At 53.0% G+C, this 1,073-nt stretch carries 2 protein-coding genes; both read right to left on the reverse strand.

The window, feature by feature from the left end:
- Positions 1-647 (reverse strand): respiratory nitrate reductase subunit gamma (narI, locus tag MV985_RS00690; protein ID WP_297458088.1); only part of this gene is annotated, 647 nt, incomplete at its 3' end.
- A 12-nt stretch (positions 648-659) separates the two neighbouring features.
- A partial coding sequence (gene narJ / locus MV985_RS00695) for a nitrate reductase molybdenum cofactor assembly chaperone (protein WP_297458090.1) occupies positions 660-1,073 on the reverse strand: 414 nt, incomplete at its 5' end.

A 1,073-nucleotide genomic window follows, 5' to 3' on the forward strand; every position in this document is an offset into this window, starting at 1 on the left:
GGGAAGCTGAGAACGTGGACCAAACGGGTAAAGGGCCATACGGCAAAAAGCAGCATAACGAGGAAGATGTGGAGCTTGAAGATTATCGGAACGTCTACCATTAGGGTGGGGTCGGGTCGGAGGGTCAAAATGCCCCTCAGCCAGGGAGCTATGTTTTCCCTGTAGTCGAAGGAGCCGTCGATATTGCTAAGGGTAGCCGTTAGACCCGCCAGGACTACCAAAAGCAGCAGCACCAAAACGACAATATCGCCGGCGCTGCTGTTTGCGAGCACCCTTTTAATCGCAAACCGCCTGTAGGTTAGGACTATTAGCCCCAGCAGCGTCAAAAAACCGGCAAAGAGCCCGCCTATTACCGCGATGATGTGGTAAACGTAGTCGCTCAAACCAAACGCTTCGTGCACCGCTTTGGGAATGAGAAGCCCTATAACGTGCCCCGCCAGAACGAGGATTATCCCGTAGTGGAAGGGCATACTGCCGAACCTCAGGAGTTTCTTCTCGAGCAGTTCGCTCGACTTTGAGGTCCAGCTCATGGGGTCGGTTATATACCGATAGATATGCCCCAGAACGAAAATCGCCAAGACGGCGTAGGGCAGGGCTACCCAAAACAGGTAGTCGGTGATGCCAACCTGAGCGGTTTCTGCGTGCATGGCTAACACCTCCTATTTATCTTGGGGAACCTTTGAGAGGGTAGGTTCCCCCGAACGGAGCGTATCCAAGAGCACCTCAAAGAGGTGGGCGTAAGGGTTCCCGTCCTCTTTGAGGTTTTTGTGTACCTTTTCAACCTCTTTGAGGTATTCGGTCAAAATCTCCCTCCCCTTTTCGGTGTGCTCCAAAGAGGCGAACTCCAATATGAGGGGGAGGTAGTCGGGGAGCTCCCTATCGGGGATGAGCCCCTCCTTTAAATAGACCTCCTTGAGTTTTGCCAGAACCTCGCCCCTTTCCCTCTCGTCGCCGTAGCGGTGGTAGGTCAGATAGAGGGTGTACTTTGTGGAAAAGTCGAAAGTGGCAACGTAGAACTCTTTGAGGAGCCTTTCGCTTTTGCCCTCCACCCAATCGAGGAACGGTTTCAATTT

The organism is Thermococcus sp. (genome assembly GCF_027012695.1).
Lineage (GTDB): Archaea > Methanobacteriota_B > Thermococci > Thermococcales > Thermococcaceae > Thermococcus.